Genomic DNA, 14,709 nt, shown 5'->3' on the forward strand with positions numbered 1-14,709 from the left:
GCGTACCGCCACGGGGCGCGGGCGCCGGGCGCGGAGGACCCCGCCGGCGGCAGACCTCCCCGTGGCGGGCCCCGGGCGCCGGACCTAAGGGGCCAGCAGCGCCGTGCGGTTGTCCCGCCAGCGCTCCAGCACAACTGCGGCGAGCCGGTCCTCCAGCAGCGTGTTGGCCTCGATTCCGAGGACCACGTCCCGCTCCAGCTCCGGCTCGCGCGCGAGCAGGTCGCCGATCACGTCGGCGCGCACCGTCTCCTCGTGGTCGGCGCCGGTCGCCGCCCGCACCTCGTGGAAGCGCACCGCGCCCGGGCCGGCCCCGGTCCTGCGCAGCGCCTGTGACAGCCGCCGCGAGGCCGGCGGGGAGGTGATCTCGATCGCCGCGAACCGTCCGGCCGCCGCTCCGCGCAGCGAACGGTGCAGGCCGAACAGCGAACCCGCGTTGACCACCGCGAGCAGTTCCCCCGGCGCCACGCCGGCATAACCGCCGTACGCCGGCTCCAGACCGAGCTCCACCATCAGCTCGGCGTACAGCCGTGCCCAGCCGTCCGCGCCCCCGGGGCCGCCCGCGCTGTCGTACAGCGAGCGCACGAGCCCGGCGCGCGGGGCGCCGTGCAGCCGGGGCAGCGCCCACGCGTACGCGTCGCCCTCGCACAGGTGGCAGGGCGAGCGCAGCGCCGTGTACTCGCGCAGCTGCCAGGCCTCGCCCTCGCGTTCGAGGTAGTGGCTCACGCTTGTCGGGTCGAAACCGACCGGCTCGGCCAGCAGGTCCGCGAGCGCCCCCGCCACGTCCGTGTTGCCGCGGGTCAGACCGCGCAGCGCCTCGACGAAGCGCCGCTCCAGCGAACGCCGCAGGCCCAGCAGGTTCGGCTCCCACTCCAGGGTGTCCGGCAGCCCCTCGAAACCGTGGTGGTGCAGTCCGTACAGGACGTAGAGGGCCAGTTGCAGGTCCTCGCCCAGGGCGTCGGCGCGGGCCGCCTGCGGACCCCACGGCGGGGCCTCGCGGCCGCCGCGCAGCGCCGCGAGCAGATGCGCGGACAGATCGCCGCGCGGCTCGGGCAGCGCGGGTCGCGCTCGGCTCGGCTCGGCGGGGTCACGTGTCACCGTCGTCATGCCCCAACCCTCCGCCGCTTCGCGTGCCCCCACCACTCGGCCGCCGCGCCCGGCGGCCCCGTCACCCGGTTGGCGCCCCGTGCCCCGTGCCCCGTTTCCCCCGCCCCGCCTTCCGCGCCCCGCCGCACGGCCCGGCCCGTCGGGCCGCCGTGCCCCGCCCGGTTGCGCCGGTGTCCGTCAAGGGGCGCCAGGCAGGGGAAATGTACCGTTCTACGGTCTCTGTCCGGTGTGGGGCGTCGCCCCGTACCGCCTCGTCCACACTGCCTGGGGGCCGCCGTGCAGCCCACCCTGATCGCCGTCGTCGGCATCGTCGCCGTGGTCCTGGTGGCCGCCTTTTCCGGCCGCCTGGGCCTGGCCGCGCCCCTCAGCCTCGTCGTGTTCGGCGCGGCGCTCGGCTTCGTCCCCGGAGTGCCGCACGTCGAGCTGGAGCCCGAGTGGGTGCTCGCCGGGGTGCTGCCCCCACTGCTGTACTCCGCCTCCGTGACGATGCCCGCCCAGGACTTCCGGCGGAACTTCAAGCCCATCACGGGCCTCGCCGTGTTCCTCGTCCTCGTCACGACCCTCGGCGCCGGCTGGCTCTTCCACGCGCTGCTGCCCGGCCTCGACCTCCCCACCGCCTTCGCGCTCGGCGCCGTCATCAGCCCCACCGACGCCGTCGCGGCGACCAGCGTGGGCCGCAGACTCGGACTGCCCGGCCGGCTGCTGACCGTCCTGGAGGGCGAGGGGCTGGTCAACGACGCGACCTCACTGACCCTGTTGCGCTCCGCCGTCGCCGCGACCTCCTCGACCGTCTCCCTGTGGGGGGTCGGCGGGTCCTTCCTCTACTCGGTGGCCGTGGCCATCGCTGTCGGGACCGGCGTGGGACTGCTCAACGTCCGCGTCCGCTCCCTGCTGCCCGACACCGTGCTGAACACCGCCGTGTCCTTCGTCATCCCCTTCGTCGCCTACCTCCCGGCCGAGGAACTCCACGCCTCCGGGGTGCTGTCCGTCGTCGTCACCGGGCTCATCACCGGCCACCAGTCGCCGCGCTTCCTGCCCGCCCAGGACCGCATCAGCGAGGCCACCAACTGGCGCACCCTCGCCTTCCTCCTGGAGAGCGCCATCTTCCTGCTCATGGGCCTGAGTCTGGAACCGCTCCTGGAGTCGGTGCGCGAGGACGGGCTCTCGGTCGGCCGGGGCGTCCTCATCGGGCTCGCCGCCTCCGGACTCGTGATCCTCGCCCGGATCGTCTTCGTCGCCCCGCTCGTCGCCGGACTGCACCAGGACGCCCGCCGCGCCGCGAAGGCCGAACCCGAGGTCAACCGGTTGCGCAAGGCCCTGCACGAAGTACCCGAGCTGAAGGACGGACACGGCGGACGCAGGGCCCGGTGGCGGGCCCGCCGCATCACCAAGGCCGGCGCCGACCTGGACTTCCGGCTCACCCAGACGCTCGGCCGGCGCGGCGGCACCGTCCTCGCGTGGGCCGGCATGCGCGGCGCGGTGACCCTCGCGGCGGCCCAGACCCTGCCCGCCGACACGCCCGCCCGGCCCCAGCTCATCCTCGTTGCCTTCGTCGTCGCCGTCACGACGCTGCTCCTCCAGGGCCTCACGCTGCCCACCGTGATCCGCCTCGTCAAGGTCCCCGGAGACGATCCGGGCCGGCTGCGCGAGGAGTACGGGCGGCTCCTGGAGGAACTGTCCCAGGCCGCCGCGGCCGCCCTCGACGCGGCGGCCCGCTCCGAGGACCCGCCCGCGCCCGAGGTCGTGGACAAGGTCCGCTCCGACAGCCTCCTGCGCGCCGGACTCCAGCGCGGGGCCCCGCTGGCGGACGGAGAGGACGAGTGGCGACAACACCGGGCCTCGCGGCGCGAGCAGTACCGCCGGCTGCGCCTCGACGTCCTCGCCGCCGAGCACGACACCCTCCAGGCGGCCCGCTCCACCGGTGTCTACAGCTCCCGGGTCATCACCCGCGCCCAGCACGCCGTCGACCTGGAGGAGGCCCGGCTCCAGCAGCTCGCCGAGAAGGCCGGGGAGGTGTGAGCCGTACGGCCGTGGGCGCGCGACCCGGAGATCGCGCGCCCACGGCCGTACGGCGGAGGGGGGTTCAGGCCCCGGCCACCGCCGTGGCGGTCAGCAGGGGAGCCGCCGTCGCGGCCTCGACCTCGGCGACGCTCACCCCGGGGGCGGTCTCCACGAGGACCAGGCCCCGCCCGGTGACGTCGATGACCGCGAGATCCGTGATGATCCGGTGCACACAGCCCTTGCCGGTCAGCGGCAGCGAGCACTCCCCGACGATCTTCGGGCTGCCGTCGCGTGCCGTGTGTTCCATCAGGACGATGACGCGGCGGGCGCCGTGCACGAGGTCCATCGCCCCGCCCATGCCCTTGACCATCTTGCCCGGGATCATCCAGTTGGCCAGGTCCCCGGCGGCCGAGACCTGCATCGCGCCCAGGATCGCCGTGTCGATGTGGCCGCCCCGGATCATCCCGAAGGACAGCGCGGAGTCGAAGTAGGCGGCGCCCGGCAGCGCCGTCACCGTCTCCTTGCCCGCGTTGATCAGGTCGGCGTCCACCTCGTCCTCGGCCGGGTACGGGCCCACGCCCAGCATCCCGTTCTCCGACTGGAGCACGACGTGCACGCCCTCGGGGACGAAGTTCGGCACCAGCGTGGGCAGGCCGATACCGAGGTTCACGTAGTCGCCGTCGCGCAGTTCGGCGGCGGCCCGTGCGGCCATCTCGTTGCGGGTGAGCTTCCCGGTGGGAGCCGTCACAGCCGTACCGTCCTCTTCTCGATCGCCTTGTCCGCGGCCTGCCCGGGGCTCAGCGCGAGCACCCGCTGCACGAAGACCCCCGGGACGTGCACCGCGCCCGGGTCCAGTTCGCCGGGCTCCACGAGCTCCTCGACCTCGGCGAGCGTGATCCGGCCCGCCATCGCCGCGAGGGAGTTGAAGTTCTGCGCGGTCTTCTCGAACACCAGGTTGCCGTGCCGGTCGCCGCGCGCCGCCCGCACCAGTGCGAAGTCCGTCGTGATCCCGCGCTCCAGGACGTACGTCCGCCCGTCGAACTCCCGGGTCTCCTTGGGCGGCGAGGCCACCGCGACCGAGCCGTCCGGGGCGTAGCGCCAGGGCAGCCCGCCCTCGGCGATCTGGGTGCCCACGCCCGCCGGGGTGTAGAAGGCGGGGATGCCGCAGCCCCCGGCCCGCAACTGCTCGGCGAGCGTGCCCTGCGGGGTCAGCTCGACCTCCAGCTCACCGGCCAGGTACTGCCGGGCGAACTCCTTGTTCTCCCCGACGTAGGAGCCGGTGACGCGCGCGATGCGGCCGGAACCCAGCAGGATGCCGAGCCCCCGGTCGTCCACCCCGCAGTTGTTGGAGACCACGGAGAAACCCCCCGTGCCCGCCGCGTGCAGGGCGCGGATCAGGGTGTCCGGTATTCCGCACAGCCCGAACCCGCCCACCGCGAGCGAGGCGCCCTCGCCGATACCGGCCACCGCCTCGGCGGCGGTCGCGACCGTCTTGTCCATGGAAAGAAACCTCAGCGTCTCTGGGAAAAGTCTCTGAAAAACTCTCTGGGAAAGCCTCTGGAAGAGAGGCCGGGGTGGCTCGCGCCCCGGCCGCTCAGGCGGAGGTGATCAGCGCGACCGGCGCGTCCTCGCGCCCCGAACCGGTGTGCTCCCCGGACAACTGCGCGCGCAGCCCCCGCAGCAGGTCCCGTACGCCCGAGGCGTCCCGCGCCGTCCCGTAGAGGTAGAAGTCCGGCCGGACGAGCGCCGCCACGTGCGCGTGCTCGCGCAGATGGGGCAGGAGCGCCTCGTCCACGTCCAGGTAGCCGCCCTCCGGGGCCTCGTCGGCGTACATCCGCACGATCGTGCCGCCGATCGAGCGGAAGAACTCGGTCTCCTCCGGGCCCACTCCGGACAGGGGGTCCGGTCCGTCGGTGAGCAGCGCGAACCCGCCGCCGGTCAGCTCGTCGAGCAGCGCCGTGCGGCCGTCGAGCGTCATCCGGCACTGGGGCGCGAGGTGCCCCACCGACTCGGCCCGCCGGCCGTCCGGCCCGCGCTGGAGGACGCCGTCGCCCAGCACCTCGGGCGGCATCGGGGGCAGGGCCGTGGCCGGGTGGGCCCCGGCGGCCGTCATCCGCGCGTCGCGCGCGGCCGCCTCCTGCGGGTCCAGTACGCAGATGACCTGGCCCAGCGCCATCGACATGCTGATCGCGTGCTGGATGTGCGCGCTGCGCTCGCTCGTGTAGCTGTCCAGCACCCCGGGGTCGCCGAGCCCCCGCAGCACGAGGTCCAGCTTCCAGCTCAGGTTCGCCGCGTCGCGCAGCCCCGAGCACATGCCCTGCCCGGCGAACGGCGGCATCTGGTGGGCCGCGTCCCCGGCGAGCAGCAGGCGGCCCGCGCGCCAGCGGTCCACCCAGCGGGCCTGGAAGGTGTAGACGGCGTGCCGCTCGATCGTCGTGTTCTTGGGAGTGCGGCCCCACGGACGCAACAGCTCCCAGGCCGCCTCCTCCGTGTTGAGCTGCTCCTTGGTCTCCCCGGGCAGCCGCATGAACTCCCAGCGCCTGCGCCCGGGTCCGCCGGAGACCACGGTCGTGGGGCGGGCCGGGTCGCACAGCTGCCAGTTCATCGGCGACCAGACCTCCTCGCGGTCGTGCGGCAGCACGTCCACGATCAGCCAGTCGAAGAAGAAACCGAGGTCGGTGACGGTCGTGTCCATGTGCTCGCGCACGAAGCTGTTCGCCCCGTCCGCGCCGATGACGTACCGGGCGCGGTCGCTCTCCACGCCGCCGCCGTGCACCTCGCTGGTGAGCGTGACGTATCCGTCGCCGCCCTCCGCCGGCCCGTGCTCCTCCAGGGCGACGACCTTCCGGCCGCGGCGCACCGTGACGTTCGGCAGCGCCTCGGCGGCGCGGGTCAGCACGCCCTCCAGCTCGGGCTGGCTGAAGAAGTTCGCGGTGGGCCAGCCCGAGGGACCGGTGCCGGACCAGTCGATCCGCACCAGGGCCTCACCGGCGGCGTTGCGCCACTCGTAGAAGTCCGGCACCGGGTCGGTGACCGCCGAGACCTCCTCGGACACCCCGGCCGCCTGGAAGATCCGGGCGATCTCGTGGTCGAAGTGGACGGCGCGCGGCAGGTCGTAGGAGTGCGGCCAGCGCTCCAGGACCAGGACGTCGTGACCGGCCCGCCCCAGCAGCAGGGCGAGCGTCTGGCCCACGGGCCCGAAGCCGACGACGGCGATGTCGTGGACGGCGGGGGACTGCGCCCCGGTCGTGGTGGTGGTGCTCATACCGCTCTCACCCCTTCGGGCTGTGGTTGCCGGTCATGATGGCCGCGAGGTCGTCGGGGCGCAGGAACGAAGGGGGCGGCGGCGGGCCCCAGTTGAACAGGCCCCTGGCCCCTTCGAGCACCTCCGGCTTCCACAGCTGGTCGTCCACGACGCAGTCCATGTCGGAGTAGTACTCGGAGAAGTTGCCCGCCGGGTCCTTGAGGTACCAGAAGAAGTTCGAGCCCGCGTGGTGCCGGCCGAGCCCCCACACGTGCCGCTCCGGGTGGTCCTCCAGCATCGCGAAGGCGCCCCGGCCCACCTCGTCGACGTCGTCGACCTGCCAGGAGGTGTGGTGCAGGAAGTCCACCGGGGCGTTGAGCACCAGGATGTTGTGGTGGTCGGTGGAGCACCGCATGAAGGCGCCCTCGCCCTTGATGTAGTCGCTCACCCGGAAGCCGAGACCGTCCCGGAAGAAGGACGTGGTCGTCTCGAAGTCGGTGGAACCGAGGACGGCGTGCCCGAGCTTGCGCGGGGCCACCGCCGCGGTGCGCAGCACCCCCGGCGCCCGGCCCCCGGCGCGCTCGACACGGCCCGGACCGTTGTACGGGGTCGCCGGTACGGTCTCCTGCGTGAACCGGGGCAGGACCTCCAGCACGGCCCGGACGCCGGTCACCTTCTCGTAGGCCGTGAGGCTGTCGGTGCCACGCTCGGACAGGACGTTCAGCCGGGCCAGCCGCGAGGCCGCCGCGTCCAGGTCGTCCTGGTCGTCGACGCCGATGCGGACCTCGATCAGCCGGCGGGTCGGCGCCGCGACCACGCGCAGCTGCCGCCCCCCGTCCCGGGTGCGGAACCAGCCGTCCGTGTCGGGGGCGAGCCCGAAGTCCGCGTAGTACGCGGAGGTCTCCGCGACATTGGGGACCCCCATGGTGATGGAGGTCAGGCGATGGAGCGCCATGGGTACTCCCTGAGAGGCGAGATGGAGTGGGAAGCGGGGACGGGCGGGCTCCGCCCTGCGGGGCGGGGACGGGCGGTGCGGAGAGGTCCGCCCGCGACGGAGGCGGAGGCCGTCGCGGCGGGGAGGCGTACGGGCGGGCGGGGAAGCCGGGCGTACGGGGAGTGAGGGGGCCCTGGGGGTGTGCGCCGGATCGCTCCGGGCCGCACGCCGGGCCTTGCCACGAAGAGGTGCTCGGTCCCGCGACACCGGGCGGGTGCCGGGGAGGGGTGCCGGTACGGGCCCCGTACGGGGTCGGGCACGGAACCCGTACGCGGCTCGGCACGGGGACGGCGGTGCGGACGCCGTCCCCGTACGGATCAGGCCACGAAGGTCTGGCGCAGCTCGCCGATGCCCTCGATCGAGGAGACCAGCACGTCGCCCTCGTGCAGCCAGCGCTGCGGGTCGCGGCCCAGGCCCACGCCGGCCGGGGTGCCGGTGAAGATGACGTCGCCGGGCAGCAGCGGCAGCACCGCGGACAGCGAGGCGATGAGCGCGGGGACCGAGTAGATCAGGTCACGGGTGCGGCCCTTCTGGACCTCCTCGCCGTTGACCGTGCAGCTCAGCTCCAGGTCGTCCGGGTTCGCGAACTCGTCCGGGGTGACCAGCCACGGGCCGATCGGGGCGAAGCCCGGGTAGGACTTGCCGAGGCTGAACTGCGGGGCGGGACCGGCGAGCTGGATCACGCGCTCGGAGATGTCCTGGCCCGCCGCGAGGCCCGCGACGTACTGCCAGGCGTCCTCCTGGGAGACCCCGCGCGCCTCCTTGCCGATGACCGCGACCAGTTCGACCTCCCAGTCGGTGCGGCCGCCCTCGGGCAGCTTCACCTCGGTGACCGGACCGCTGATGCTGGAGGCGAACTTGGTGAACACCGGCGGCTGCCCGGTCGGCGCCTCGAAGCCGGACTCGGAGGCGTGGTCGCGGTAGTTCAGGCCGATGGCGAGGGTCTGGCGCGGGGCGGGCGCCGGGGAACCCAGCTCGGCGGCCTCGAAGGCCACGCCGCCGGTGAGCCGGGCCTCCTTCGCCCAGCCGAGGAACTCCTCCCAGCGGCCGTAGACGGCCTGCGGGTCCGAGGAGAAGCGGCCGTCGCTGGCCTGCTCCACGTCGATGGCCAGGCCCTCGTGCACGAGGACGAGACGGTTACGGAGATTGGCGATGCGCACGGCGTGCTCCCGGGGGTCTGTCTGAGGAGCCGATCAGAACCGCACGCGGGTCCACGACCGGGAGTCAGCCGGTCCGGCGCCCTCGCCGGTTCAATTCAGCATGATGATTACGTTGATGTTGCGCGTACGTGACCGGTGACGTCAAGACTTTCGGCGGGTAACCTTCATAATCAATTCAGGGATCACGTCCGGTGCCGTGTCGGGGTTCAGGCCCACGACCGGGTCCGGAACCGGGTCCCGGAGCGCGACCGGACCACCGTCAGGTTCACACTGCGGCGGACTTCAGGGAAGGCCGCCGACGAGGGGAGCAGCCGCATGGGCACCGCGAGCCGGGCCGAGACCGCCGCACACCGGCTCGCAGAGCTGGCCGAGAAGGCGGGCCCGGGAACGCGTCTGGGCACCAAGGGGGAGATGCGGGAGAGCTGCCAGGTCTCCGTCGGCACCTTCAACGAGGCGCTGCGCCTGGTCCAGGCCCGGGGCCTGATCACCGTGCGGCCGGGCCCCGGCGGCGGGGTGTTCACCGCCGAGCAGTCACCGATGGTGCGGCTCGGCCACTCCCTGCTCGCCCTCGACGCCCAGGAGGCCGACGTCGCCCAGGCGGTGCGGATACGGGACGCGCTCGACCCGCTGCTCATCGAGGACGCCCTGTGGCACGCCTCGCCCGCCGACATCGCCGCGCTGCGCGAACCGCTCGCCGCGATGGCCGAGGCCGTCACCACCACCGACCCGGTCGCCTTCGTGCACGCCAACTGGCGGCTGCACGCGAGGATCGCCGAGATCAGCCCGAACGCGCTGCTGCGCTCGGTCTACAGCAACCTGCTCGACCTCATCGAGTCCCACACGCTGACCGTCCTGCCGCTCAGCGGAATCCCGCTGCACGAGTACATCACCGCACGTCACCGCCTGCACGCCGATCTCGTCGACGCCCTCGACCGGCGGGATGGGGAGGCGGCGCTGCGCCTCATCCACTCCCACAACACGAGCCTCGCCGAGGAGTGAGCCCGAGCCGGGCGCCGGGGCGAGGCGGCGGTGCGCCCCAGGGACCACAGGGCCGCTGAGCACGGTGTTCTAGCATGGGGCCATGGCCACGACGAAAGGGCGCCGCGCGGGAGCAGGCACGACACCCGGAGCCCGCCGCAGCGTGGGGATGAAGGACGTGGCCGCCCTCGCCGGGGTCTCCCCGAAGACCGTGTCGAACGTGATCAACGAGTTCGTGCACGTCACCCCGGCGACCCGGGAGCGGGTCCTCGACGCGATCCGGGTCCTCGACTACCGCCCCAACAGCTCCGCGCGCAACCTGCGCAGGGGCCGCACCGGCATGGTGGGGCTCGTCGTCCCCGAGATGGACAACTCCTACTTCGCCGAGCTCTCCCGCTGCTTCCTGCGCGAGGCCGAGGGCACCTGCACCATCCTCATCGAGCAGACCCTCGGCGAGCGGCGCCGCGAGCAGGACGTGCTGACCGCCCTCGGCGAACGCGTCGTGGACGGCATCGTCCTCAACCCCCTGACCCTGCGCGGCAAGGCGCTCGCCGACCACCTGCGCAGCATGCCCGTCGTCCTTATCGGGGAACGCCCGAGCAACGGCCTCACCGACCACGTCGCCGTCGACAACGTGCGCGCCGCCCGCGAGGCCGTCGAGCACCTCATCGGCCTCGGCCGCCGCCGGATCGCCGCCATCGGACTGCAACGGGACACCGAGGTCGGCACGCCCCAACTGCGCTCCACCGGCTACCAGGAGGCACTGCGCGCCGCCGGACTGCCCGTCGACACCGGCCGCGAGGGCGAGACGATCGGCTACCACCGCAGCGACGGGGCCCGGGCGATGGCCGCGCTGCTGGAGCGGCCGCAGCCCCCGGACGCGGTGTTCTGCTTCAACGACCTGCTCGCCCTCGGCGCCCTGCGCGTCCTGCACGAGAGGGGCCTGCGGGTCCCCGAGGACATCGCGGTCATCGGCTTCGACGACGTGGACGAGGGCCGGTTCAGCGTGCCGAGCCTCAGCAGCGTCGCCCCCGACAAGGACGCGATCGCCCGCACCGCCCTGCGCCTGCTCCAGGAACGCATGGACGACCCGACGCTCCCGGCCCGCGAACACGTCGTCGGCCACCGCCTGCACGTCCGTGAGTCCACGGCCGGCCGCGCCTGACCCGTCCCACCGGCTCCCGGGCCGTCGGGACGCGCCTCACCCGGTGCCGCCGGGCCCCGTCCGGACGCGCCTCACCGGTCGTCCCCGGGGCCGTCGAGCAGCACCTGTGCCAGGCCGAAGCGCGGCAGCCGCACCCGCAGGGCGCCCTCCTTGCCGGCCGGCGCATCAGCCCCGCCCACCGGCCACCACCCGTCCGGGAGGCGCAGGACGACCTCGTGGTCCTCGGCGCGCAGGTTCGCCAGCCGCACCAGAAGACGGCCCCGCGCCCCGGCCGACAGGGCGACCCGGCAGCCGGGCAGCTCGCCCAGGTCCAGCAGCCGGCCCTCGGCGAACCGCGGTTCCCGTCCGGCCGGGAACCGGTCCAGCGGACCGGTCTCCTGGGCCAGGGCGCCGAGACGCGCCTCGGCGCCGAACCGCGAGGCGGCCTCCGGGTCGTGCCCGGCGACCGGCGCGAAAACGTAGCGCAGGCGCACCGGACCCGACTGGGCGGGCGGGGTGTTGCACGGCCAGAAGTTGTTCATCACGTAGGCGTACAGCTGCCCGTCGCGCTCCGAGAACCGCCGCGGCCAGGTGCCCCGGACGAGGTCGGAGGAGGAGAAGAGGGGACTGTCCGGGGCCGACCACACCACCCCCGGACCGTCCGGCGAGGTGACGGTGACGGCGGAGACGGCGCTCAGCCACTCGTTGGACGCTCCGGGCCCGTGGTCCACGCGCGGTGTCACCCAGCCGAGCTGCCGGTCGTAGCGCACGGTCGGCTCCTGCACCAGGAACGGGAAGGCCAGCGACACCGACTCCATGTCCAGGACCGGCTGCTTGGTCAGCTCCACGCTCAGTTCACAGCGCTGCGCGCGGTCGCTCAGCAGCAGCTCCAGAGTGACCGCGCTCAGCCCCGCGCCGGAGCCCGCCCAGCGCAGACGTACCCCGTCCGGGGTGTCGCGCGCCCCGAGCAGCCGCAGTGCGGGCCGCTCCTCGGCGAGCGGCGTCGGACCGCCCGCGGTGTAGCGGGAGTCGAGCCGGCCGATCATCGTCCGGTCGTGGGGCGCGCTGTCCGCCGCCGCGGCGGCCCGCAGCCGCACCGGCTCACCGAGGGCGAACGGGGCTGCCGCATCGAGGAGTTCACGCCCGGAGGGCAGGTGCCGCAGGCCGACCGGCAGCCCGTCCCCGGCGCGCAGCCGCACCTCCCACGCCCCGCTGGTCACGGTCCGCGCGTCCCGGACCGGACGCACCGGCGCGCGCTCGTCCGGGAACCCGCCGTACGCCGGTACCCCGGCCTCGTCCCCGCCCCCGTTCTCGTCCGGCTCCGTGCCGGACCGTTCCCCGGCGGGCACCGTGCCGGCGCTGTCGGTCAACGGCAGGCAGCGGTAACCGTAGGCGGGCAGCTCGTCCAACAGGAGGCGTACGCGGAGCATCCCCGCGCAGTCGCTGAGGACTTCGAGGGGAACGGGCCGGCCGTGCGCGTCCAGGGGCACACTGCCTCGCGGCAGGTCGAGTTCGGCGGTGAGCCGGGCCGGCCAGGGGTGCGGGTTGTGCACCAGGACGCTCGGCCCGTCCACCCCCAGCGCCTCGGCGAGCTGGCTGAGCGAGCGGCGGCTCTCGTCCAGCGAGATGCGGGCCGCGTCGTCGATGGCCCGCCGTTTCCAGCGCAGTTGGTCCTCGACCTGCGGGGCGTGCGGATGGGAGGTGGCACGGGCCCAGGTCCACGAGTGCTCCGCGCCGGTGATCAGACCGTCCCAGGCGCGGTCCAGCGCCTCCCGGTGGGGCCGGTAGCGCTCGTCCAGCAACTGGGCGAAGACGCCGAGCTGTTCGGCCACCGGCAGCAGCACCTGGGCCTGCCGGTAGGCGGCGGCGTCCGCCGCCGAGGAGGCCGGCCCGTCCTCCCAGAAACTGCCGCCCTCCGCGCGGTGCACCGGCAGCCGGTCCCGCAGGGGCTCGATCGCGCCCAGGTAGTCGGCGAACGTCGAGACCCGTATCCGGGGGTACGCGAAGGCGGCGTTCCAGCGCCCGGCGAAGCCCGTGTCACCGTCGGCGAGATCCTCGTTGTCGGCGTGGGTGCCGATCAGCGCGAGGTCCGAGGGCAGGTAGTCCGCCCGTTCGTAGCGCCCCACATAGCGCTCCAGCCCGTTCACCGCGCCCGCCACCGACTGCGGATCGGCCGCGATGAAACGCACCTGCGAGTAGTGGTCCGCGAAATGGGCCAGCACCTCGCTCCCGTCGGGCGCCCGCCACCGTACCGGCGAGGCCAGGTGCACCTCGTCGCTGTCCTCGGTGGCGGCCCGGTGGTGGTTCGACATCCCCACGAACGCGTCGACGCCCGCGCCGCGCAGCACGGACGGCAGCACCCCCGTCCAGGTCGGTACGTCCGTGATGTTGGCGTAGCGCGGGACCGCGCCGGGCCCCGGCGGCAGCGTCAGCCCGAAGTCCAGGGCCCGGCGCAGCTCTTCGAGGTGCGTGACGCCCGTCAGCAGGTTGCTGTGGAAGGTGTTCACGCCGATCGCACCCGCGGCCACGGCCTCCCGCAGACGGGCCGCGCGCCGGGGCGAACGGGTGCGCAGGTACTCCTGGACGACGACCGACCCGTCCACGCTGAAGCGGAAGGCCGGGTCCGTCGCCAGCCGGTCCAGCGCCCGGTCGATATTGCGGCAGTGCAGCTCGACGGCTTTGGCCTGCGTGTCGGTGAAGCCGAGGTCGAGGTGCACGTGCGGGATCAGGTGCAGCGTCCAGCGGCGGGCCGGGACCAGACGCGCGCGGTGCACCACCTCTCCGTCCGCGTGCACGGAGAAGTCCGCGGCCCGCGTGAAGCCGGGCACCGGGAGCCGCCACCGGACCATCCCGAAATCGCGCCCGCCCGGGGCGCCGGGCACCTCGACGCGGTGCCCGCCGTGGTGGAGGGCGAGGTCACCGGGCGGCCCGGCGCCCGCGGGCAGGTGCGCCGTGAGCTCCACCAGCGGCACCGGCTCCGGCTCCCCGCACTTCTCGCCGTGCACGTACAGCGGGGTGGCCCGCAGGCTCCACTCCACTCCGCGACGGAGCGGGCCACCGGCCCGCTCCAGCCGTACGGCGGTCCAGCGCAGGTAGGAGCCGAACCACTTCCCGTAGTGGGCGCGCGAGGGCGGCAGCTCCTCACCGGGCCGGTACGCGGGTGCCCCGGACGCCGGGCGGGGCGCGCCGGTGGCCGCGGACTCGTCCAGCACCGTGGTGACGCTCAGCTCGTGGCGCCCGGGACCGAGCCACCGCGCGGGCAGTTCGACGCGCAGACCGCCGTGGCCCGCGACCGGTCCCGGCTCGCCCGTCCTGCTCCGGTCCTCGCGCCGCACGGTGAGGTGGTGGAGACCGCGGTACTGGCCGTCCACCACGATCTCCAGGTCCGGGCAGGGCCCGCGCTCCGCCGCGAACTCCAGGTGCAGCACGGCGTCCTCGGCCCGTTCGACGGTGAACGAGGCGAGGACGCGGTGCGCGCGGTGACCGCCGTCCGCGTCATGGATGCCCGGGTGCACGGCGGGCCAGGCCACCTTCCCCGGACCACCGCCGTCCGTACGGAAGGTGGGCACTCCGTCCTCGACGGGCCAGGGTCCGGGTCCTTCGGCGGGGTGCGCCTGCCACAGGAAGCGGTCGGACGTCATGGCGGGTACCTCCTGAGGTCCCGGGGGAACACCCGGAACCGCTGGTGCGGCTCGTGCGGCTGACCCGCGCGTGGACGGCCGTGCCGACGCGTCCCGCGCGCCCCGGCACCCTACGCCGTACAGCCCCCGGGCCCGCGCGCGGCCGTCCCGGGGCCACCGAGGGCCGGGGGAGTCGCCGAAAGCGCGGGAAACGCAAGAAAGTCCCTCCCCGGGAACACCGGGGAGGGACTTTCTTGCGTTTCCTTGGAGCGCTGGGCAAGCCTTGCACTTGCATCTCCCCGCAGGAAGCGGGGCGTCTTTCCTTGGACCACCAACGCATGAGTCACGGCCGGGACTTGGCCGTTCGCTCAAGATCGATAGTACCGGAAGAACGGGGCGACGGCGAACCCGGCGAGGCACACCCCGGGTGCGAGGGGCGTCACGCGGCGTACGACCGGGACGAG

General features: G+C 74.0%; 10 protein-coding genes. 3 read left to right on the forward strand and 7 right to left on the reverse strand.

All coding sequences use genetic code 11. The features are described from left to right. Positions 1–84 precede the first annotated feature (84 nt). Complete coding sequence (locus tag AB0J21_RS28695; RefSeq protein WP_363149050.1) at positions 85–1,104, reverse strand: iron-containing redox enzyme family protein; 1,020 nt, start codon at positions 1,102–1,104, stop codon at positions 85–87. A gap of 276 nt (positions 1,105–1,380) precedes the next feature. On the opposite strand from AB0J21_RS28695, the gene AB0J21_RS28700 reads away from it, so the two are divergent. Further along, the gene (locus AB0J21_RS28700; RefSeq protein ID WP_363149051.1) at positions 1,381–3,123 is read left to right on the forward strand and encodes a sodium:proton antiporter; all 1,743 of its coding nucleotides are present in this window, start codon (positions 1,381–1,383) and stop codon (positions 3,121–3,123) included. A gap of 64 nt (positions 3,124–3,187) precedes the next feature. On the opposite strand, the gene AB0J21_RS28705 is transcribed toward AB0J21_RS28700, so the two are convergent. The 5 genes from AB0J21_RS28705 to AB0J21_RS28725 all read right to left on the reverse strand — a co-directional run bounded on the left by AB0J21_RS28705 (position 3,188) and on the right by AB0J21_RS28725 (position 8,503). Continuing rightward, positions 3,188–3,817 (reverse strand): 3-oxoacid CoA-transferase subunit B, encoded by a 630-nt coding sequence (locus tag AB0J21_RS28705; RefSeq protein ID WP_363149142.1) that lies wholly within the window; start codon positions 3,815–3,817, stop codon positions 3,188–3,190. 32 nt (positions 3,818–3,849) lie between these two features. After that, positions 3,850–4,605 carry a CoA transferase subunit A gene (locus AB0J21_RS28710; protein ID WP_363149052.1) on the reverse strand — a complete coding sequence of 252 codons (756 nt, stop codon included), beginning with the start codon at positions 4,603–4,605 and terminating at the stop codon, positions 3,850–3,852. Positions 4,606–4,699: 94 nt separating this feature from the next. After that, positions 4,700–6,370 (reverse strand): bifunctional 3-(3-hydroxy-phenyl)propionate/3-hydroxycinnamic acid hydroxylase, encoded by a 1,671-nt coding sequence (locus AB0J21_RS28715; protein ID WP_363149053.1) that lies wholly within the window; start codon positions 6,368–6,370, stop codon positions 4,700–4,702. A 7-nt stretch (positions 6,371–6,377) separates the two neighbouring features. After that, complete coding sequence (locus AB0J21_RS28720) at positions 6,378–7,304, reverse strand: VOC family protein (RefSeq protein WP_363149054.1); 927 nt, start codon at positions 7,302–7,304, stop codon at positions 6,378–6,380. Positions 7,305–7,660: 356 nt separating this feature from the next. Beyond that, the gene (locus AB0J21_RS28725; protein WP_363149055.1) at positions 7,661–8,503 is read right to left on the reverse strand and encodes a fumarylacetoacetate hydrolase family protein; all 843 of its coding nucleotides are present in this window, start codon (positions 8,501–8,503) and stop codon (positions 7,661–7,663) included. A 315-nt stretch (positions 8,504–8,818) separates the two neighbouring features. Here AB0J21_RS28725 and AB0J21_RS28730 point away from each other — a divergent pair, with 315 nt between their 5' ends. Together AB0J21_RS28730 and AB0J21_RS28735 are read left to right on the forward strand one after the other, a co-directional pair. Beyond that, positions 8,819–9,502: an FCD domain-containing protein gene (locus AB0J21_RS28730; protein ID WP_363149056.1), complete on the forward strand. Its 684-nt coding sequence runs from the start codon at positions 8,819–8,821 to the stop codon at positions 9,500–9,502. An 82-nt stretch (positions 9,503–9,584) separates the two neighbouring features. Beyond that, a complete protein-coding gene (locus tag AB0J21_RS28735) occupies positions 9,585–10,646 on the forward strand; it encodes a LacI family DNA-binding transcriptional regulator (RefSeq protein ID WP_363149057.1) in 1,062 nt (353 codons plus the stop codon). Positions 10,647–10,717: 71 nt separating this feature from the next. Here AB0J21_RS28735 and AB0J21_RS28740 read toward each other — a convergent pair whose 3' ends face one another. Next, positions 10,718–14,266 carry a hypothetical protein gene (locus AB0J21_RS28740; protein ID WP_363149058.1) on the reverse strand — a complete coding sequence of 1,183 codons (3,549 nt, stop codon included), beginning with the start codon at positions 14,264–14,266 and terminating at the stop codon, positions 10,718–10,720. Positions 14,267–14,709: the final 443 nt, after the last annotated feature.

This window comes from Streptomyces sp. NPDC049954 (genome assembly GCF_040656295.1).
Classification (GTDB): Bacteria; Actinomycetota; Actinomycetes; order Streptomycetales; family Streptomycetaceae; genus Streptomyces.